This is a genomic window from Streptomyces sp. NPDC048483, assembly GCF_040651455.1.
Classification (GTDB): domain Bacteria; phylum Actinomycetota; class Actinomycetes; order Streptomycetales; family Streptomycetaceae; genus Streptomyces.
In genome coordinates this window covers 43,910-64,482 of the sequence record NZ_JBEZJZ010000010.1, presented here as the reverse complement: position 1 = coordinate 64,482, position 20,573 = coordinate 43,910, and the positions used below count along the sequence as shown (strand labels likewise).

The 20,573-nt window shown below is 72.5% G+C and carries 12 protein-coding genes; 6 read left to right on the top strand and 6 right to left on the bottom strand.

The window, feature by feature from the left end; all coding sequences use genetic code 11:
* The 6 genes from AB0D04_RS07940 (at position 1) to AB0D04_RS07915 (ending at position 14,450) form a co-directional block, all read left to right on the top strand.
* Entirely contained in the window at positions 1-4,128 is a 4,128-nt protein-coding gene (locus AB0D04_RS07940) for an AAA family ATPase (protein ID WP_362700531.1), read from the top strand.
* Positions 4,103-7,765, top strand: a complete 3,663-nt coding sequence (locus AB0D04_RS07935) for an AAA domain-containing protein (protein ID WP_362700529.1) — start codon at positions 4,103-4,105, stop codon at positions 7,763-7,765. The genes AB0D04_RS07940 and AB0D04_RS07935 overlap by 26 nt, the downstream gene beginning before the upstream one ends.
* 2 nt (positions 7,766-7,767) lie before the next feature.
* A complete protein-coding gene (locus tag AB0D04_RS07930) occupies positions 7,768-11,040 on the top strand; it encodes a hypothetical protein (protein ID WP_362700527.1) in 3,273 nt (1,090 codons plus the stop codon).
* On the top strand, positions 11,037-13,493 hold the full coding sequence (locus AB0D04_RS07925) for an ATP-binding protein (protein WP_362700525.1): 2,457 nt from the start codon (positions 11,037-11,039) through the stop codon (positions 13,491-13,493). The genes AB0D04_RS07930 and AB0D04_RS07925 overlap by 4 nt, the downstream gene beginning before the upstream one ends.
* 496 nt (positions 13,494-13,989) lie before the next feature.
* Positions 13,990-14,130, top strand: coding sequence for a hypothetical protein (locus AB0D04_RS07920; RefSeq protein WP_362700523.1), 141 nt, complete (start codon positions 13,990-13,992; stop codon positions 14,128-14,130).
* A gap of 29 nt (positions 14,131-14,159) precedes the next feature.
* Positions 14,160-14,450, top strand: a complete 291-nt coding sequence (locus AB0D04_RS07915) for a hypothetical protein (protein ID WP_362700521.1) — start codon at positions 14,160-14,162, stop codon at positions 14,448-14,450.
* A 45-nt stretch (positions 14,451-14,495) separates the two neighbouring features.
* Here the strand turns inward: AB0D04_RS07915 and AB0D04_RS07910 are convergent, their stop codons facing one another.
* From AB0D04_RS07910 to AB0D04_RS07885, 6 genes are all read right to left on the bottom strand, one after another.
* Entirely contained in the window at positions 14,496-15,926 is a 1,431-nt protein-coding gene (locus tag AB0D04_RS07910) for an AMP-binding protein (RefSeq protein WP_362700632.1), read from the bottom strand.
* 234 nt (positions 15,927-16,160) lie between these two features.
* Positions 16,161-16,775: a 4'-phosphopantetheinyl transferase superfamily protein gene (locus AB0D04_RS07905; protein WP_362700519.1), complete on the bottom strand. Its 615-nt coding sequence runs from the start codon at positions 16,773-16,775 to the stop codon at positions 16,161-16,163.
* Positions 16,772-17,944, bottom strand: a complete 1,173-nt coding sequence (locus AB0D04_RS07900) for an acyl-CoA dehydrogenase family protein (protein ID WP_362700517.1) — start codon at positions 17,942-17,944, stop codon at positions 16,772-16,774. The genes AB0D04_RS07905 and AB0D04_RS07900 overlap by 4 nt, the downstream gene beginning before the upstream one ends.
* Entirely contained in the window at positions 17,937-19,112 is a 1,176-nt protein-coding gene (locus AB0D04_RS07895) for an acyl-CoA dehydrogenase family protein (RefSeq protein ID WP_362700515.1), read from the bottom strand. Before AB0D04_RS07895 ends, AB0D04_RS07900 begins: the two co-directional genes overlap by 8 nt.
* Positions 19,109-19,387, bottom strand: a complete 279-nt coding sequence (locus AB0D04_RS07890) for an acyl carrier protein (RefSeq protein WP_362700513.1) — start codon at positions 19,385-19,387, stop codon at positions 19,109-19,111. Before AB0D04_RS07890 ends, AB0D04_RS07895 begins: the two co-directional genes overlap by 4 nt.
* A 26-nt stretch (positions 19,388-19,413) precedes the next feature.
* Positions 19,414-20,553: an acyl carrier protein gene (locus tag AB0D04_RS07885; protein ID WP_362700511.1), complete on the bottom strand. Its 1,140-nt coding sequence runs from the start codon at positions 20,551-20,553 to the stop codon at positions 19,414-19,416.
* Positions 20,554-20,573: the final 20 nt, after the last annotated feature.

Here is a 20,573-nt window from a genome sequence, read left to right as displayed (position 1 = left end):
ATGCACGAGGGGGAGGAAACGGGCGAGAAGCCCGGCGCGCAGGGCTTCGACGTCTACACCGTGCCGCTCGGCGAGTACCTGAGCGAGGAGAAAGTCGCTGCCGACGAGGAGGCCTGCGCGATCGGCGCGATCCTCGAACCGCTCGGCGGCGCTCTCGTTCCCTGGGAGGTGAAGCCCAAGGAGCGCGACCTGGGCCGGGTCTTCACGCGGCTGAGAGGGTGGTCCACACCCGTCGAACTCCACAACTCCCTTCTGCTGTGGGTCGGTCACGGCTGGTCGAACGGCAAGAAGGCCGCCCTGTACATCAGGGGACACGACCCGGACACGGACGACGCCGAGTTCCTCCCCGAAGCGTTCGCCGACCACGTCGCGGAGGCGCGTCGGCAGCGCTCCTCCGACGGCCTGTGGGACATCGTCGTCGTCGAAGCGTGCGGCGCCGGCCTGTTCGTGAGGAAGGCACTGTCGTACCTGTCGGGCGGCGAGGAGTCGGCGACCCGAGGCCTGCTGCTCGTCGGCTCCGGACGGGACGAGGGCGAGGGACACTTGGGAACCTTCCGACGGACTCTGGAGCACGTCCTCACCCACAGCTACAGCGATCACGACACGGTGATCCCCCTCCACGACCTGGGCGCGCGCCTCGACGAGACCCGTACGCTCTTCGTCGCCGCGCTCAACCTGGGCGGTCTGCCGCCGCTGCGCCGCCGCACCGCCCTTCCGGTCACCGCCTCGGTGGAGATCCACGCCCGGCTGCGGGAGGCGGTCGATGCGCTGCCGGAGGCCGACCGCGCCCACTTCGCCCGCAAGGGGCTCGGCTCGGGGTTCGGCGAGCTGTCCTGGGGTTTCGCCGGGCGTACGGAGGACCGCGCGGCGATCGCCGACTGGCTGGCGGAACACCGCTCGGGGCTCCTCGTGGTCACCGGGCGCGCCGGGTGCGGCAAGTCCGCACTGCTCGGCAACGTCCTGCTGCACGCGAACGCGCGGCTCGGCGAGCTGCTGCCGCTGCTCTCCCGGGCCGGTCTCGCGGCCGGCCCGAGTGACATGGACCCGGAACTGCCCGCCTTCGACCTCACACTCCACCTGACCGGGGCCACCGCCCACGACGTCACCGCCCGGCTGGCGGCAGCCCTGGGGGCGCAGCCGCGCCCGGACGTCCGGCCCCCCGTCGACGAGTTCAACGACCTGATCGCCACGTTGCGTTCAGGTCCCACCCACCACGAGCGCCCGTACACCCTGCTGGTCGACGCCCTCGACGAGGCGCAGGAGCCACCGCTGCTCGCCGGGCTGCTGCGCCAGCTCGGCACGCTCCCGGGCATCCGGCTGGTCGTCGGGGCGCGCCCTTCGTCGTACGAAGCGCCGGACCGCGCCCCGAGCGCCGACCACGACCTTCTCGACGCCCTCGGCGCGGCCGAGGACCATGTCTCCGTGCACTGGTTACGCCGCGACGCGCAGGCCCTGGACGACTACGTCACCAGGAGCCTGGAACAGGCGCGTGCCTCCTACCTCGGTCGGCCGGAGACCTTCCCGGACGCCGTCCGCCGCGCCTGCGCACTGATCGTGGGCGGCACGGAGGGCGACACGGCCGACGACACGCAGGACCGGGACTTCCTGTACGCGGGGCTCGCCGTGCACGAGATCCTTGCCGACCCCGGCCTTCTGCTCGCAGACCGCGCCCGTGAACTCGCCGTACTCCTGCGGGGCGATCACCTCTCCCTTTTCGCCACCGCCGTCCGGCGCCTCGGCGCGCGCCACGCACGGGCGGGCCAGCTGCTGGAAGCTCTCGCCCATGCGCAGGGCAGGGGACTGCCCCGGGCGGATCGGATCTGGGCCACCGCGGCCGCCGCCCTCGGCGGCACCGGACAAGAGGCGGTCTCCTCCGACGACATCGACGAGATCCTGAAGGCCGCGGCTCCGTACATCGTGCTCGACGGCGAGGACGGCCAGAGCGTCCACCGCCTCGCCCACCGCACGTTCGCGGAGCACTTCACCGCCGCGTACGGCAACGCGGCGTACGGCACGAGCGATGTGGGCGAGCGCTGGCGTCGGGTCGCGGAGGCGCTGGTACGGCTGGCGGACGAGGGCCCCGAGCAACCGCTCAACCCCTATCTGGCCCGGCATCTGTCCAGCCACGCCGCGGCAGCCGGGATACCGGGATGGACCGCGCTGGCCGGCCGCCCCACCGTGCTCGACAGACTGTCGGTGGAGGCCGTCGCCACCGATGTGCTGCGCGCGGTGGGCGAGGCGCGCGGGCTGCCGCCCTCCGTCCTCGGCGTGCTGGACGCGGCCCATCTGCTGCGGCGCTGCGGACCGGCCGACCGGGTGGGGCTGCGGCAGTTCGGTACGGCCCGCGCGGCCGGAGTCGCGCCCGTACGTGAGGAGGCGACCGACGCCAGCCGGGGCGCGGGCTGGCAGGTGTGCTGGGCCCGGCTGCGGCCACGCCCGCCGCGGCTGACCCTGGCCCGCCGGCCGCTGCCGGTCCGCTCCCTCACACCGGTGGCGGGACCGGGCGGGAGCACGCTGCTCGCCGGGGTCGACGACAGTGGTGGCCTCCAAGTCTGGGACCCGGCGCGCGGGTATGCCGCCGCGGCGGCCGAGCCGTTCGCCCAGGGCCCGGTGACGGCGGTGACCTCGATTCCCGGCACCACCCTGCTGGCGACCTCTGGCCACGACAAGCGCATCCGGATCTGGGACGTGTCTTCGGGGCGGCCACGGCTCTGCCGGGTGGCTGAGAACGGGATGTGGCCGCACATGCTGCACGGTTGCCTGCTGCCGGCGGATGCCGCCGGCTCGGACTGCTCGCACGGCTCGCAGGACCCGGGCGGCTCCGCTGCCGTGCCCCTGGTGGCCGTCGGGGAGGTCGGCGGCGGGATCCGTTTCCTCGACCCGCTGACCGGGCAGGTGCACAGGCCCTGGTTCCGGAGCCACGACAGCGGACCGGTCTGGGCCCTGACCACCTTCCAGGGCGGCGGCAGCACCCTGCTGGCGAGTGCGGCCGGTGACGGGATACGGGTCTGGGACGCGTGCACCGGTCACCGGGTGGGCGCACTTGTGCAACGGGCCGGCGCGACGGCGCGAGCCCTGGCAGCGTTCGAACGGCCCGACGGCGGCGGCACGTTGCTGGCCGGGGGCTGGGACGACGGCGGAGTACAGGTGTGGGAGCCCGTCTCCGGAGAGCTGGTCACCGAGTTCCGCTCGGACGGCCCCGTGAACTGCCTCACCCTTCTCGCCGCCGCCGTCGGCCGTCGCCCGCTGCTGGCCGCCGTCGCGCGGAGCGGTGCGGTCCGCGTATGGGACGCGCTCACCGGGCGGGCCGAGGACCTCACGGACCGCGCCCCGCTCGTACCCGGCCCACGCGCCCGCTTTGCCCAGGGCCTCGCCATCACCGCCTTCGAGGGCCCGGCCGGCGACACCCTGCTTGCGTCCGCAGCGGACGACGGCACCGTCAGCGTCTGGAACCCGTACCTCCCGCAGGAGCCCACAACGATCCCCGGCCCCCGGTCCGCCACGGCGACCGCCGCCATCGCCGCTGCCACGGCCACCGCCGCCGATCCGTCCGCGGTCCGGAACGAACGACTGTCCACCATCGGCGGGCCGGACGGCACCACGCTGCTGCTCGCCGAGGACCACGGGGGCCGCCTCGCCGCCTTCGACGCCACCACCGGTGAGCCCGCGGCCGTGCCCCAGGGCCACCACCCCGCGGGGCCGCCGACCGGCGCGAGCCGACTGAGCGGACCGGGTGGGCTCCCGCTGCGCGCCACGTACCGCAGGAGCGAAGAGATCCAGCTCACGGTAGAGGCCACCGGCCGCCCGTACGGCGGGCTGCTGACCGGCCACCAGGACTGGGTCACCGACGTCGTGGAGTTCACCACACCGGACGGGCGGCTCCTGCTCGCCTCCTGCGGCGACGGCAACGACCAGACCGTGCGCTTCTGGGATCCCGATCCGGCGGGAGGCCGGACACCGCTGTACACGCTCTCGCTGGAGATCCAGTGCCGCAGCCTCGCCGCGCTCGGCGACGGCCGGATCGCGATCGGAACCGACGAGGGACTGCTCGTCATACGCATGGAGTCCTGGCTGCTGACAGGACAGACGGGAGGGGGCCGTAATGTCCGGAGCAGGCAAGGACACTGACAGGTACGCCGAACTGGTCGACAGGCTGTTCTGCCGCAAGGCCACGGCCTCGTACGGTCCGTACAAGAGGATCGACGAACCGGTCGTGGTGCTGCAGGACCGGCTGATGCGCGTCCGTATGCAGACCCCCGGTGACGACTACGAGACCTTCGAGATGTCGCTCTTCGCCGACATCCACAAATTTGCGGGCGAGCTGTGGGAGCACGAGGTCCGCAGTCTGCTGCGGCTTCAAGCGCTCAACCACCCCGCCCTGCCCGAGATCACCGACGGCAGCTTCGACGCGACCGAGAGCATCGCGTTCACGATGACCAAGGAGAACGGCAGCCCACTGGACATCGACTGGGCCGTCTCGTGGGCCCAGGAACACCGGATCGCCGCCTTCGAGCAATTCAGTGTGCTCGTCGACGCCCTCAGCCAGCTGCACGGCTCCGGGATCCTGCACCGCAATCTCACCCTCGGCGCGCTGCGGGTCCACACACCGCCCCACAGCGACGCCGCCGAGCACCTGGCGTTGAGCCTGGAACGCTTCGAGATGAGCACGCTGATCGGCAATCTGCTGCGCGCCATGGGCAGTTCCACCCAGGCCGACGAGGCCCAGCAGAGCATCCGGCAGCTCTATCTGACGCCTCCCAAGAACGTCGAGCCGGCCCGTCATCTCGCCTACCTGGCTCCCGAGACCCACCCCTCCCTCTTCGAGGGAGCCCCCTCGTCCCGGCGCGACTGGGACACGACGGACGTGTTCGGGCTCGGCGTCCTCGGGTTCGAGCTGTTCTGCGGGCCGATCCACAGCTGCGTCCCCGTCGAGTACGCGGCCGTCGCCGTCGCCGACGACACCGGGCTGCGCACGGCCCTGAACAAACTGCACCGGGCGATGCGCACCCACCTGGCCAACCGGCCCGAACTCCCCGGCGCGCTCACCCGGGTACTCCGCAGCATGCTGGAGCCGACCCCCAAGTCACGCATCACCTCGTACGAGGCGGCCCGCCGCATCGAGCAGGACTGGGAGGCGGTCTGCGGCTTCTGGGAGGACAAGGAAGAGAACCAGCGCCCCCATCTCGTCGCCTTCATGCCGGACGAGTCCGTCGAGACGATCTACAAACAGCGCAACTGGATCTCCCGCAGCCCTGACGACGCCGCCGGCCGCGAGGAGCTGAGGGCCTTCTTCGAGAAGGAGCTGCGCCAGGCGGAACTGGTCCGCTCTCCCAACGGCGCCTTCGGCTACGCGACGGGCGCCCGTGAGGAGACGCTGCGGGAGGCGGAGTGGGTCCTGATCGGCGAGAGCGCGATCTGGTTCTGCGCGTATTTCATCGAGAACCCGACGTACCGCGACCGTCAGCGGGTCTGCGACGACATGCTGGTCATCAAGTACCTCCGGGACCGCGACTACGCCCAGGAACTCGTCAACGCGCATCCACGGCGCCGCCTGTCCCGGATCGACCTCGTGTCCTACCGGACCGGGCAGGACATGTCCCACCACCGCACCGGCCGCCCGTCGTGGACCCGGCTCACCGAGTCGGTGTCGGTCGGGGCGCGGAGCAAGGACCCCAAGGACGAGGAGTTCCTCAAGGCCCTCGACTTCCTCATCGACTACCAGGCAGTCGAACTCAACGCCCGGAAGTACCCGTTCATCCGGACCGAGCGGGCAGCGGAGGACACACCGGCCGGCGACACCCCACAGGGCACCGCCGTCCTGATGTACGACCAGCAGCGCGACGACGAACGCAAGCACCGCAACGCGCTGCTCACCGTGTACGCCATGGATCCCGGTCGCCGTCCGCATCTCGGTGACTTCGTCGCCGATCTCGGCTCCGACGACGATGACTTCATCAAGCTAGACGTGGTGGGGACACCCGACCGGCCGCATTTCGGCAGAGACCGTATCCAGGTCAGAGTCCTGCGGCGGCTCGACGCGCACTCGGTCGAGGTGCGCCGGATCGGCGGCGGGCGGATCCCCGCGTCGGGCTGGCTGCGGCCCTCCACCGACTCCGGCTCCGACATCCAGCTCGGCCGGCAGGCCCGGGCCTGGCACTCCCTGCGTAATCTGCCCGGTCTCATCCGGGCCCTGCGCGAACCGCTCTCCTTCGACCTCGGCCGCGGCCGCTACAACGACGCCGACGACAGCGGCCTGGAGGGCAACGCCCCCAGCGTGATCCGGGAGATGCTCTCGCTGCACCCCTTCTACGCCCTCCAGGGCCCGCCGGGCACCGGCAAGACCACCGTCGCCACGCATGCCGTCAGCCGCTATCTCCGGATGGAGAAAGGCGCTCGCATCCTGGTCAGCGCCCAGTCGAACTTCGCCCTCGACAACCTCGGCATCCGGCTGGCCGAGGAACTCGGCGACGGCATCGACAAGGGACAGATCCTGATGCTCCGGGAGATGCCCCAGATGGGCGGGATCGACAAGGTCGACCCGCGGCTGCACCAGCACACCCTGGAGGCGCTGACCCGGCGGGTCGTCAGCAACATCGAGCACAAGCTGGGTGGCGGGCCCGGCGGGTCCGGTGCCCGGACGGATGTGACCCCGAGCGAGGCCGCCCTCGTGCAGCAGTGGCTCGAGCGTGTCGTGCCCGACCAGGTGGAGATCTCCGACCGGATCAAGGCGGGCGCCAACATCGTCCTGGCCACCTGTTCCATGGCCGCCACCATCACCGACACCGTCCGAGACCCCTCGGACCTGTTCGACTGGGTGCTCCTGGAGGAGGCTGCCAAGGCCTGGCCGACGGAGGTGGTGACCCCGCTGGTGCTCGGTGTCCGCTGGACTCTCATCGGCGACCACCGGCAGCTCGGCCCCCACCGGGAGAACGACGTACGGGCCTTCCTGCACAGCCTGTACAGCCACCCGGACCCCGACGTCCAGCGCCACTATGACGCCCGCGAGAGCTACTTGAAGGTGCTCAGCCTCTTCGGGGAACTGTTCCGCACCGAGCGGGAGCGGCCCGCCCAGAGCCGGCAGGTCCCGCCCCTCGGCAGCCTGGACAAGCAGTTCCGGATGCACCGGACCATCGCCGAACCGGCCAGCCGGGCCTTCTACCCGAAGGACCCCGTCGAGCAGGATCCCGACCTGGGTCTGCCGAACAGCTTCCTCACCACCCACGAGGCGGCCAACGTGCCGCACAGCGTCCGGGAGCCCTGGTTCCTGGAGGGGCATCCGCTGGTGTGGCTCGACACCACGGGCCGGCCCGGCTGTGCCGATGAGGGGTACTGGACCAACGTCGGCGAGGTCGACCTGGTGGACCGGCTCGTCACCGGCATGGACCCGGCCCCGCCCGACCCGTCGCTACCCGACGCGCCCGGCAGCCTCGCCGTCCTCACTCCGTACGCGGCCCAGGTGGCGCTGCTCAATCAGCGCGGGTCACTGCGCAACCGGGTGCACACGGTCCACTCCTTCCAGGGGCGCGAGGCGCACCGGGTCGTCGTCTCGCTCGTCAGGTCGACCAGAAGAGGAGACGTTCTGAAAAGCGTCGGACACGTCGGGCAGGCCGAGGTGATCAATGTGCTGATGTCCCGGGCCCGCCGTCTCCTCGTCATGGTCGGCAGCCTGGAGCACTTCGCCGAGCACGGCGGCCAGGACTGGCGGCTGGTGACGGACACCGTGAAGCGGTTCGGCAAGGTCGTCCGCGCCGATGAGTGGGAGTGAGCATGGCCCAGGACGTCGAACTCGCCATCCCCTGCAGGCTTGTCACCCTCTCCCTGCTGCTGGGCCCCGGGGACGGGCTGACCACCCTGGAGGACCTGGTCGCGAAGGCCATCGCGGCCGGCCGCAGCACCGTCGAGGACCAGGCTGACCTCTTCGCGCTGCCCCGCCGCATCGTCCTCGACGTGGTGCACAGCCTGTGGCGCAAGGGCCACATCATGGTCGGTTTCCAGGACGGCACCCTGGAACTCACCGACGGGGCCCGTGAGGTCATCGCCTCGGGCGGCTCACTGCGGGACAGTGCCGCCAAGCAGGAGCACCGGCAGTTCCTCTTCGAACCGGTCACCGGCCGGGTCTTCCCCGCCGACCACGGCACCCGCCGACCGTCCGTGGGCAGCCTGCGCGTACCGCTGCACCAGGTCCTCAGCGAGACCGACCTGCCCGCCGACGAACTGCTGCGGGCCGTCCAGACCGCCATCCGCAACGACCGCCGCAGCAGAGGCTTCCGGAAGAACGTCCTCGATGTCGGCTTCCGCAGCCCGGTGCTGCGCCCGGCCAGCGAACTGCGCTGGCTGAGCGCGCAGGCACAGGTGTTCCTCGACAACGACACCGGGCGGATCTCGGCCCAGCTGCTGGAGCGGGACCAGCCGGGGTGGAACTCCCGCTCCCGCGAGCGGATGCGCCAGCACCTGGCCGACCTCGCCGAGCAACAGCCGGACCACAAGTTCGTCCAGGCGCTGCGCGGCCGGGCCGGCGTCCAGCTCGTCGCTCCCGAGAACGCCGACAGCCTGCTGCGGCGGATGGGCGAGGCGGTCCGCGCCCTGGCCGACGTCGAGCCCGAACACATCGGTGTGCGGCAGGAGTTCCTTGCCGATCTCTCCCGGCGGCTCTCCGCCCGGATCGCCGAGACGGGCAGAGCCAAGGCCGCCGTTGTCGTCGTGGCCCGCGCCGCCGGTCACGAGTGGACGGTCAAGGACCTCATCCAGTCCGCCAGGACCCAACTGGTCTTCTCCGCTCCGGACATCAGCTACGCGGCGCTCAGCGGGCTGCTGCCGGATCTCCGCAAAGCTCTGGAACGCGGAGTGCATCTGGTCTTCCTCTGGGGCAGGAGGGACGGCGACACCCTGCCCAACCGGGTCAGGACGGCCCTCTTCGACCTGGAGGCCCGCCACCCTTCCAAGGTGCTCTTCACCGACCGCAGCGCCCGCACCGCCGCCTGCGTGGTGGTCCAGGACAACCAGCGGGCCTTCGTCGGCACCCACAGCCCGTTCGGTGTCGACATCACCCGGGACACCCGGGGAGAAGTGGGCATCCTTGTCGAGGGCACCGCCCAGGACGGACCGCCCGGCACCCCGCAGTGCGTCACCGATCTGCTGATCTGGGCACGCAAGTCCTTCCCGTACTGGCAGCTCGGTCAGCGCATCCTCATCCAGGACGACTCCTTCGGGCCCGTACCGGAACGGCGGCGCGCCGAACCCGTGGCCGCCGTACCGCCTCCGAGCGAGGAGGAGGGACACATCGACAGGCTCCGCCAGGATCCTGCGGCCCGGGCCCTGTGGGTGGAGAGCTGGGTGGAGCACCACGCGGTGCTGACGGGGGCCCTGCACCGCGCCACCGAGGGCGACCCGGTCGTCGAGATCCTGGAGGACGGAGCGCCCCGGGATCTCGTGCAGCAGGCCCTGCACAACGCGACCCGGCGGCTGGTGCTGGCCGACGACAGCTCCGACGCGCAGACCTCCGACGAGCGGTTCGTCGCCGCGCTCGGCGAACGGCTGGACCAGGGGGTCGCGGTCCAGCTGATCCGGCCCACCGGGCGCGGCCAGGAGAGGACGCCGGCGCAGCCGGAGCTGAAAGCGCTGATCCGCCGAGGTCTGAAGGTCCGAGACGAGCGGGCCGGAGCGCGGGCCGCCATCTGGGACGACGAGGCGATCATCGGCAGCCTGTCGCCGCTGCGCGACCGGCGGCGCACCCTGCGGCCGTCGGAGCGCACCAGCCATGTCGGTGTACACGTCCGGGGCGCTGCCGAGGCCACGACGATCGCCGCGGAGCTCGGCGTCCCCGCCGAGCTCCGCACGGAGCCGGAGACCGTCGCCGAGCCGGGCAGCCGGCCCAGCGGGGCCACCGCAGTCGCTCTGTCGCTGCTGGTCGACGCTGGCACCGAGCGTGGCAGCGCGCGGTACGCCGCGATCGTCGCCGAACGGCTCCGCCAGGTCGACGACCTCTGGGGCGTACTGGATGTGTGGCACAGCAAGGTCCGCCCGGAGGACATGCGGCCGGTGGTCGCGGCCGCACTGCTCCAGGAGCGGGAGAGCCGGGACGAGCACTGGTCCCGCTGGGCGGGCTGGCTGGTCGCCGAGGCCTGGGACCGGCGCGCGTTCGTCGAGGCCTCCCTGCTGGGTCGGCTTCTCCACGGGGCCCAAGGGGCGGTGCACCCGGCGGCCTGTACGGCGGCCGTGGCCATCGAGACCGGCCCACTGGGCCCGGTCCTGTCCGAGGCGGCACTGGAGCTGTCCTACAGCGAGCTGCCCGCGCAGGCGGTGGGCGCGGCGGCCGGTCTCGCCGAGACGCTGCTGCGGGCCGTTCCCGACGACGGGCTCATCGCACTCGCACTCCTCGACGAAGCGCTGCCACCGTCGTGGCAGGAGCTGGCGGCGGCCGCCAATCGGCACCGGGAAGCGGGCCACGGGCCCCTCCCGCTCGCCCTGCTCGCCTCCGAGCTGTCCCGGATGACGGAGCTCAGCGAGACGGCGGAGCAGTGGGAGGAACTCGTCGACCAGATCGACCGGATGGAGCGCCTGCATCGCTTCACCTTCGACTCTGGCAAGTTCCTGCACCGGGAGCTGTTCGCCAGAGACGGAATGCTGACGGCGATCCGGGCCGCGGCGGAGGGCAGTGCCGAGGACTGCGCGCGGATGCAGGACTCGCTGCCCGTCCATGTCCGCCGCCATCTGGACCAGATCGTGGCCGACGGCGGACGGCCCGAGATCCAGTGGGGCAACCAGCGGACCTTCCTGCAGACCATCGAGGACATCGTGCGCCGGGCCCGGTCGATCGCCCCGATGCCGAACGGGCCGGGCTCCACCGCCGCGACGGCCCCGGAGGCGGCCGGCTGCGGGGAGCTGGCGGAACTGATCGCGGACAAGTGGGACGCACTGTTCAGCGACGCCAACGGACTCGGCCGCCCGTACGCCTCACCCCTGCTGGCCCTGCTGGACCGGCTCGACCCGCTCGCCCAGTGGCAGCGGTCGCAGCGCCGAAGGAGGACGGACGACCGATGACAGACACCGACGACTCCCTGCGTGGACTCCTCGCGGCATGGCCGGGACGGTTCCGTTTCCCGGGCCTGCTGGTGGCGCTCTCCGACGGGACACCCGCCTCCCTGGAGCAGCTTGCCCTCGCCGGTCTTGAGGACATCGCCGGGGACCACGACGAGTACCGGGCCTGTACGGGGCTGATCTCGGCCGGTGAGTTCCAGGTGGCCGAGGAGGCGCTCGCGGAGTGCCAGGCGCTGGAGATCTCCCAGATCGAGGAGTTGCGGACGCGGCTGAGCCGGCGCAGGGCCGAGTGTCTGCAGAGCCTCCTGGGGCGGGTTCAGCATCTCGTGGACCGGGCGAGTGCGGCCGATGTGGCCGTCGTACCGGAGCGGGACGCGCTCACCGCGTTGTGCGCGCGGTCCTGGCCACAGGTGGAGGAGCGCCTGCGGGCGGACGAGGCAGCGCTCGAACAGGCCCTGGAGGAGAAGCGGGCGGAGCTGCGGGAGCGGTGCGAGAAAGCGGCCGTACGTAACGCGGAGCGGGACGGAGGACGGGGCGGGGAGACGGACGCCATGAGCGCTGTCGCCGCGCTGCTGGAGGCCGGACAACTGCGCGCCGTCGAACTGCTGCTGGCCAACGGCGCCTCACCGCGCCGGGGCCCGGAGAGCGTGCCGCCGCTGCGCGGCTGGACGCAGGCCGCGGAGACCCCGTCCGAGATCCTCCTGTGGCATCTCAACCCGCTGATCAGGCCCCCGGGTTACGCCCGCTGGAATCCTGTGGACGAGCGGGGTCAGGAGCTGCTGGAGGCCTTTGACGCGCTCGGCAACAACAACGAGTCGACAGCCGCCCAGTTCGCCCGCGCGCTCGCCCGGTTCCTCAGCGCGGAGGACCACCCGGCGCCACCGGTGCACCGTATCGAGGGCGGGTATCTCACCACGATCACCGGGGTGTTCGCCGAGGCGGAGACCGCGCGGTTCCGGCCCACCGGAAGTGTGGAACTCTTCGTCGCCGCTCCGGACGCGAAGGACCGGCCCGATCTCGACCTGCGCCAGCCCTACATCGCGGTGGGCCGCTCACTGCAGGCGTCCGATTCCCCCGAGCGGACCGCCTGCGCGGCGCTCGACCTCAGGCATCTCGTCGAGCTGGTCACCCTGCGGTCGCAGGTACCCGTTCAGCTGCTCAGGGTGCTGGGGCGGCAGTGGTCCCTCGACGCCTTCACCGGAGGTTCGGCGGCCTCGCTGGAGGCACTGCTCGGCAGCGAGCCCGGCGAGCGGTGGCACGTCCTGCGCTGGATCGTCGATCTTGCCGGGCTGGGCGATCTGACGACGGCCGACGCCCTGTCGTTCCAGGCCGGTCCCGATCTGGCGCTGCTCCATCTGTTCCTGGAGTTCCTGGCGCTCCCCAGGACCGCGGCGCGGCCGGAGCGCGGCGCGTACGGCGTCGTACGGGACTGGGCCCGGGATCCGTCGTTCGCCCGGACCGTCGAGAACGCGGCCCTCACCCCGATCGCCGACTCGACGGCCGCCCGGGTCGCCTTCTGGGCCGCGCTGTCCGCTGCCGTTCCGGGGCAGCCGGTCACCCTCGACGAGATCCTGCTGTGCGCCGCGTCGGTCGCCGGGGACGACATGCCCGACGATGGCCATGAGCCGGAGATCCGGCGGGGCCTGGCCCGGCTGGCGGCGCTGCCGCTGGTGGCGGGGGCCGACGCCGGCGAAGTCCGCTTCCACCGCTGCGGAGTCCTGCTCATCCTGGGCGGCGACGCCGATCGGAAGCTCCAGGAGACACTCCTCAAGTTGACGGAGGAGACCGCGTCCGCCCGGGCCGGTCTCGGCGACATCCTCCGCCCCGGCGACTGGCGGCTGTATCGGCACGCCCTGCGCCCCGAACTGCGGAGGTACGAGGAGCTGGCCGCGTCCCCGGCCACACCCGCTGAGGAACTGTTGACGGCGGCCCGGGCCCTGACCGCTACGGCGGGTGAACTTCCGTCGGGAGTCTCGGTGGACGGCAACAGCGATCTCGCCGTGGCCCTTCTGGAGATGCGGGAATCGTTCACCGCCTACTACCCGGAGGTCGCACTGCAGATCCACGCCCCGGACAGCGCCCCGGTGGCCGTCTCCCCCGCCGGGCTCCGGGCGATCCTGTACGAGGTACTCACCAACGCGGCCGAGGCGGCGGCAGAGAACGGGGAACAGATCGTCCGGGCGACGGTCACCCCGGCGAGTACGGAGTTCGTCGTCGACATCCAGGACAGCGGGAAGGGTCTGCCGTACGCGGAGGGCTCCGAGTACCGGGTGTTCCGCAAGGGCGAGTCCACCCGTGGCCCGGACCGGGGCCACGGTCTGCACATCGCACGCCGACTGGCTCGTGAAGTCGACGGTGACCTCAGCGTCCGGGCGCGCATCCTGGGCCACCCCGTGCTGCAGGGCGCCCATTTTCAGCTGCTGCTCCCGGGGGCGGGCAGGGAACCCGGTCAGTAAAGGAACACAATGCCGCTCCTGAACGCGACAGGGGCCGAAGGCCAGCTCCAGCAGTAATGCGACACGACCTGTGTGGGGCACAGCAACTGCAACGACTCACCCCCTCCTGCTCCCCCTGCTCCCTCTCTCGGTCCTGCCTGTGGGAGCTGCGGCGGTGCGTACCGCGCGAGCGCGCTTCCACCGACACCGCCCAAAGGGCCTTGCTCGACGAGCACCACCGGCTCACGTCGCGCATCGCCGAAGAGGACACCCGCCTCGGGGTGCACGCCGCTCTGCTGACACTGGCCGGACGCGCCCTGGGCGGGACCGGCGCCGGCGTCACCTACATCGCCCTGGGCGCCATGCTGATCGCGGGATGGCTCCCCCTGGCGGCCGGCGCGGGGGCAGTCGTCGCCATCCAGGCCAGCCAGACCTCCCTGACCCGCTTCGTCGATGTCGCCCATCTCGTCTACGAGCACGCGATGTGGGTGAGCGACCTCCGCGCCTTCCAGGAGCGATGCCGCCTCGTCCAGCCCCGCCGCCGGGGGGGGAGACCGCACCCGAGACCGTCAAAACGATCTCCCTCAGGATTGTCGGCTACACCTACCCCGGCAAGGACGTTCCGGCGCTCGATGACATCTCGATGCCCTGCATGTGATCGACCGAGGCATCGACACGGGGCCGGTGATGGCGAGCGCCGCACGGCCGGTGGACCCGACTCGCTCGTTGTTCTGGCATCTCATGCCGTTGTACGTGCTGGGCGTCGAATCCTTCTTGCAGGTGCTGCCCGGCGTCGCTGAGGGCAGGCGGCCCGCGGTCCGGCCGCAGGACCGGGCCCGGCGCCGCTATCGCGGCGAGCCGACCGCCCAGGAGATCAACGCCTTTGAACGGCAGGGTTTTCGCTTCCTGCACGAACGCGACTTCGACGAGACCGTCCGACGGTTCGGCGCCGACGGGTACTTCAGCGCGACATCGTGAGCGCGGCGACGCCGGTGCTGCCGGTGCTGCCGGTGCCGCCGCTGATCACGCCGGGCCCGGCGCCGCTGCCGGCCGCCCGGCCCGATGCCCGCTCGTCGCCCCGAGGAGGGCTCCGAGGGCGGTCCGGTCGACCTTGCCGTTGTGGTTGAGCGGGAGGACGTCCAGTCGGGTGAGTGTGGCGGGCACCATGTAGGCGGGGAGCCGGTCCCGGAGGGCGGCCCGGAAGCCTTCCCCGCCGTCGGCCGTCCCGGTGTAAGCGGCGCCGAGTTCGACGCCACCGGCGTTCGCCAGCGGCACGACGGCCGCATCGAGGACGCCGGGCAGTGCGCGCAGCGCCGCCTCCACCTCGCCGAGTTCGACGCGGTAGCCGTGCACCTGGACCTGCTGGTCACCGCGCCCGAGGTGCACCAGCGGCGGGGCGGCGTCCGCGAGGTGGCCCGGGGTGCCGGGCAGGGTGGTGACGCGGTCGCCGGTGCGGTACCAGTGGCCGTCGGTCAGGGCGGTGGCGGGGTCGTATGGTGTGCCGTCGGACGCGAGGAAGCGGCCGGCGTTGTTGGCCGGATCGAGGTAGCCGGGAAAGCGTTGGGCGCCTCGGACGCACAACTCGCCCTTGTACAGGCGAAGTTGCAGGCCCGGGTGGAGTGTGCCGATCGGGACGGTGCCGTTGGCGGGGGCCGGCCAGTCGGTGCGGTCCGCCGGCAGCCGGTAGGTGGTGCAGGTGACGGTCAGTTCGGTCGGGCCGTAGGCGTTTTCCATGGCGCTGTGCGGCGCGGCCTGTTGCCAGGCGTCGGCCTGCTGGAGGGTCAGCGGTTCGCCGCAGAACATGCTGTTGCGCAGCGTCGGCATGCTGCCCGGCCGCAGGGCGCGGAACCGCTGGGCGAGGGAGATCACCGACGGCACGGAGTTCCAGTGGGTGAGGGCGCGTTGGGTGACGAAGCGGACCGGTGCGAGGAGTTCGTCGCGGGTCGCTGCCACCAGTGTGGCGCCGCTGCCCCAGGCGGTGAACATGTCGTGCACCGAGGGGTCGAAGGTCAGGTCGAAGGTCCCCGAGAAGCGGTCGCCGGGCCCTGCCGCGCAGCGCGGAACGACGTGCGCGAGGTAGGCGCAGACGTTCCGGTGCTGGATGGGGACGCCCTTGGGAACGCCGGTCGAGCCCGAGGTGAAGAGGAGATAGGCGAGGTCTTCGGGGCGGGCGGTGCGGCCGGTGGGGGGCGCCGTCGCCGTGAGGCGAAGCAGTTCGGGGTCGGCGAGGGCCAGCGTGGGGATGTCGGGCCACCCGGAGTGGTCGGCGGTCCCGTCTGTCAGTACGGCGTCGAGCCGCGCGGCCCGTACGATCCCGGCGTTGCGCTCGGCGGGGAAGCCGGGGCCGAGGGGGACCACCGCGGCGCCGAGGCGCTGGACGGCGAGGTATCCGGCGTAGGCGACGGCGGTGCGGCCGGCCAGCAGACCCACCCGGCGGGGCGGTGTGCCGTCCAGCCGCAGGAGGAGGCGCGCGGCCAGGGCGTCGGCGAGGCCGGCGAGCTCGGCGTAAGGTCAGCTCGGTGTCGCCGATCTCGAGTGCGGTGCGGTCCGCGTGGGTGGCGGCGGAGGCCGCGAACCAGTCGTAGAGGGTGTGCCGTTCGGCGGGCATGCGTACCGTTCGCCTTTCTCGGGGGGTCGGTTCCGGCTCGAGGGCCGCGGCGGGTGCCGCGGTACCGGCCGTGCGGGCAGTCACCCGCGGGCCATGGGAAACGCGCAGCTCAGGGGCAGCGAGGAGCGGTCGCGCAGGCTGATCCAGCGGTAGTCGCCCCAGTGGCCCGACCGGGCGCCCGGCGGCACGTCGATGGTCCAGGGGCGCCCGGCGAACCCCGCCCCGCTGGCCTTGACGCACGCCTCCTGGGCCGTCCAGACCCAGGCGACCTCCTCGGCGGCCCGCGCCGGGGGCAGCGCGGCGATCCGCCGGGCGTGATCGTGCAGCAGCCGCCGGGCGAACGAGGCGGTGACGGAGGTGCCGGGGCGCTGCACGTCCACGCCCACGGCGCGCCCGATTGCTACCCCGACGGCGACCGCGCCCTGGCTGTGCGAGACGCTGATGCCGACGCCGGGGTGTTTGTGCAGCCAGGGCTTGCCACGCGGATCGGTGGTGATGTCGGCGTCGGCCAGGGCCGGGCGCAGCGCGCCGAGCGTCTTTCTCAGCAGCCCGCGGCCGGCGAGGAATTCCCGGGCGCGCCGGTCGGGCAGGGCGGCGGCGCGGCGCAGGTCGTCGCGGTGGGCGCTGGGCGCGATCCGGTCCTCGGTGGCCGTGGTCACCCAGACCTGGTCGGCCACCAGGAGGGGCGTGGTCACGGCAGGGTGCCCGGCCGTTCCAGGCCTGCCAGGACGCTCCCGGCGGCGTCCGCCAGCATCCCCAGCACCACTTCGTTGGCTCCGCCGCCGATGCCGAACAGCGCGGCCTGGGCGCGTATTTCCTGGATTCCTCCGGTGGTGAAGCCGGCCGCGCCCCACAGCTGGCCGCATTCGGTCAGTACGTGGTTGACGGTGGCGCCCGCGGCGGCCTTGAGCGTGGCGGCGGCGGTCGCGTCGTACTGCGCGACCACGGGCTCCGCGCACTCGGCGACCAGGGCGTGCAGTTCCCGGACCCGGAGGAGGCAGGCCGCGAACCGCTGCCGTACGGCGGGCTGGTCCCACAGGGTGCCCGCGCCGTGCGGGCGGCCGGAGAGCCGGTGGTGGGTGCCGGCCAGGATGCGGCGGCACAGGGCCACGCCCCACTGCGCGCCGGCGAGCCGTTCGGTGGCGATGTGGCGGGCGAAGAGCGGGAGTCCGAAGCCGACCCGGCCGAGTACATGGTCCCGGTCGAGCCGTACGCCCTCGAAGGCGACATGGCCGACGCCCGAGTCGGCGAACAGCGCGGTGTCCGCGGGGCGCACGGTAACGCCGGGCGCGTCGGCGGGCACCAGGACCCAGGTGAAGTCGGTGAAGTGCCGTCCGGCGCGGTGCCGGGCGAGAACGAGGAAGGACTCGGCCGTGGTGGTGTTGGCGATCCAGTTCTTCTCGCCGGAGACCTCCAGCACGTCGTCCTCGATCCGCACCTGGGTGCGCAGCGCGGTGAGGTCCGTGCCTGCGGTGACGTCGGTGGCGGCCAGGGCGACCGTGGCCCGGCCGGTCAGCGCCCGCTCCAGTGCCCGCCGGGCCACCGTCGCCCGGCCCGTCGCCAGGACCGGTAGTGCGGTGGCCAGTTGGACGCTCACCGACAACGTGGCGGCGAGGGAGCAGCGGGCGTCCACGGCGGTGAGCAGGTCCGCGAGCCCGCCGGGGTCGGTGCCGGTGCCGACGGTGCCGTCGCGGTAGGCCCGGGTGATCAGGCCCGCGCGGCCGAGCGCGGCCCATACCTGCGCGCCGTCCGCGGTGCGCGGCAGCGCGTCGAGCGCGGCGAAGCCGGTGGCGGCGGACGGTGGTCGGCCGTCGTCGGCCGGGGGTGGTGCGACGGGCGGTTCCTGGGGCAGTGGCTCAGGCAAAGCTCACTCCCTGGTCGCGCAGTGCCAGCCGGCCGTCGGCGAGGTGGAGCCGGTCGTTGCTGTAGTTCAGCGGGGCCGAGCGCAGGTCCCGCAGAGCCCGTTCGAGGCGGGTGGGCGAGTCCTGGAGATAGCCGTGCCGCAGCCCGACCGCGGTGATCAGGTCGTCCACGGCCGCTGCGCATTCCTCGGAGGCGGTGATCTTCAGGGCGTTGAGCTGGAGTTGACGGGCGGGTACGGAGAGGTCCGCGCCCGAGGTAACCGTCCGGAGGGTCTCCTGCAGCAGGGCGTGGACGGCGTCCAGCCGCCTGCGGGCCCGGGAGATGCGGGTGAGCAGCAGTTCCGAGGAGAGGTCGAAGCGCTCGCGCCCCCCGGGGCTGCGCAGCAGCCGCAGCACGCGCGAGAGCGCTCCTGCCGCCGTTCCGAGCCACACCGCCGACCAGCCCAGATGCGCCAAAGGGCCGAAGACCTTGGCGGCGATCTCGTGGAACTGGCCCGGCTCGCCGACGATGTGGTGCTCCGGGACGCTGCCGGTCAGCCGGAGGGCGACGCTGTGGCTGGCGCGCATGCCCATCGGCTGCCAGTCCCCCGATGCGGTGAGGTCCAGCTGGTGGCGGTGCGCATACACCAGCGACACCTGGTGTTCCGTGGCGGCGCCGGGGCTGCGCATGGTGAGGAGGAAGCCGTCGGCGTGGGCGCCGCCGGTGACGATGGGCGCATGCCGGTCGATCGTCAAGTGACCCTCGTCGGCGGTCAGTTGTGCCTGTGCGCTGAGCAGGTGGCCGCCCTTGCCGGCTTCCGTGGTGACGGAGGCGAGGTAGTTCTCCCCCGCCGCGATCCGCGGCAGCACTTCTTTGCGGAGCCGCTCATGGCCGTGGCGGACGAGGGCCTCGGTCTGCTGGCAGTGCATCGCGAAGATCATCCCGACGGACATATCGCTGCGTCCCAGGGTCTGCGCGGCCGCGACCATGTCTCCTACGGTGCCGCCGAGTCCGCCGTACTCGGCGGGGACCAGCAGACCCAGCAGGCCGGTGCGGCGCAGTGCGGCGAGCGCGTCCACCGGGAATTCCGCGGCCCGGTCGGTGCGCCGGGCGTGCTGCGCGGTGACCTCGGCGACCTCGGCCAGACGGGTCGTCAGGTCCAGGGAGGCGGCCGTGGGCGCCGGGCTCATGCGGTCACCTCGCCGGCGTCCTGCCCGGCGGTCCCGTCGGGGAGCTCCGCGGCGATCACCCGCCACAGGTTGCCGGCCGTGGCGAAGGTGGCGTCATTGAGCTGGTCGTCCGGCAGCGATATCCCGAAGGTGTCCTCGATGGCGAAGAGCAGCTCGATGGCCTGCATGGAATCGACGCCCAGGGCGCGCAGGTCGGTGTCGGGGGTGAGGACGATCTCCTCGGGTCCGGAGTGCTTGAGGAAGGGGCGCAGCAGTGCGGTGAAGCGGGGGTCCATGGGGTCTCTCTTCGGTACGGAGTGGTTCAGCGGGCGATGCGGCACAGGTCGTCGACCCGGCGGAGGTTTTCCGGGACGAGCGCGTCGGCGTCCAGTTCCCGGCCCAGCTCGTCCTCCAGCCGCTCGATGATTTCGATCAGTCGGAAGGAGCTGAAGGAGGCGAAGGCGTCGAACGGGGCACCGTCGAGGAGTGCGGCCCCGTCCACGCCGAGCACGTCACCGGCCAGGGCGGCCACGCGGTGCCGCAGCGCATCGTCCGGGACCGCGGGGGCGGCGGCGGGCGGGGCGCCGAAGACCGTCCGGTCGGCGGCGAGGACGTCGCGCAGGCGGTCCACGATGCCCGGCGGTTCGGCCCGGCCCCGGGACACCCGTCGGTGGGCGACGTAGGTCTGCTCGACGACCTTGTCCCAGGCGCGCAGGTGCTCGCGCTCGGCCTCGGTCACCTCGGCCCGGCCGGCGAAGTGCGCGCGGTAGCGGGCGTGCAGCTTGCGCGCTCGGGACAGCAGCCAGGTCTCGGCGGTGAGCCGTTCCACGGCCTGCGCGCGGTGGGGGCAGTCGTCGTACGCTCCGAGGTAGGCCGCCACGGCGCCGTCGTCCACCGAGAGCGTCGGCGCCGGCGCGGGAGCCACCCGGCTGCCGGCCGGGGCCAGTTCGACGACGTCGGCCTCCTCGACGGCGGCCAGGTCCGCCTCGGGCAGCACCCAGCGGCCGGGCGCGGCCGGTCCCCAGTGGGTCTCGCTGCGGTAGGCGTCCGTGATCTGCCAGCCGCCGGGCGCCGCGGCGAGCAGGAAGCTGTGCTCCATGTGGGCGTGTCCGTGGTACGGCAGCCAGGGCAGGGTGAAGGCGTCGGCGACGACGTAGCGGACCCCGCCGTCGGCGCGGAGCCGGGCGAGCAGGCCGCCGGCGGCCATCCGCTCCTGTCGCACCACCGTGAGCCCCAGGAGTTCCGGTGCCCTGTGCAGCTGCTGCGCCAGCGGCGGGTCGACCGTGGGCAGACCGTCCGCCCCTTCCCGGGAGCGGAAGGTCAGCGGCGCGCCGAGCCGGAGATGCGTTCCAGGTCCGTGGTGGTGGTCCGCGAGCACCGCCAGATTGGCCTGGATGCAGTCCAGTAGACCGCTGTGCACCGAATCCAGGCCGAAGTGCTCCGGTTCGCTGGTGACGGCCATGTACGTTCACCTTTCCTGTT

What these genes read in the sequence shown, in the direction of transcription:
- AB0D04_RS07935 (WP_362700529.1), top strand. Translation starts at nt 4,103, where the DNA reads ATGTCCGGAGCAGGCAAGGACACTGACAGGTACGCCGAACTGGTCGAC.
- AB0D04_RS07885 (WP_362700511.1), bottom strand. Translation starts at nt 20,553, where the DNA reads ATGGCCGTCACCAGCGAACCGGAGCACTTCGGCCTGGATTCGGTGCAC.
- AB0D04_RS07915 (WP_362700521.1), top strand. Translation starts at nt 14,160, where the DNA reads ATGGCGAGCGCCGCACGGCCGGTGGACCCGACTCGCTCGTTGTTCTGG.
- AB0D04_RS07925 (WP_362700525.1), top strand. Translation starts at nt 11,037, where the DNA reads ATGACAGACACCGACGACTCCCTGCGTGGACTCCTCGCGGCATGGCCG.
- AB0D04_RS07930 (WP_362700527.1), top strand. Translation starts at nt 7,768, where the DNA reads ATGGCCCAGGACGTCGAACTCGCCATCCCCTGCAGGCTTGTCACCCTC.
- AB0D04_RS07895 (WP_362700515.1), bottom strand. Translation starts at nt 19,112, where the DNA reads ATGAGCCCGGCGCCCACGGCCGCCTCCCTGGACCTGACGACCCGTCTG.
- AB0D04_RS07940 (WP_362700531.1), top strand. Translation starts at nt 1, where the DNA reads ATGCACGAGGGGGAGGAAACGGGCGAGAAGCCCGGCGCGCAGGGCTTC.
- AB0D04_RS07920 (WP_362700523.1), top strand. Translation starts at nt 13,990, where the DNA reads ATGCCGCCTCGTCCAGCCCCGCCGCCGGGGGGGGAGACCGCACCCGAG.
- AB0D04_RS07890 (WP_362700513.1), bottom strand. Translation starts at nt 19,387, where the DNA reads ATGGACCCCCGCTTCACCGCACTGCTGCGCCCCTTCCTCAAGCACTCC.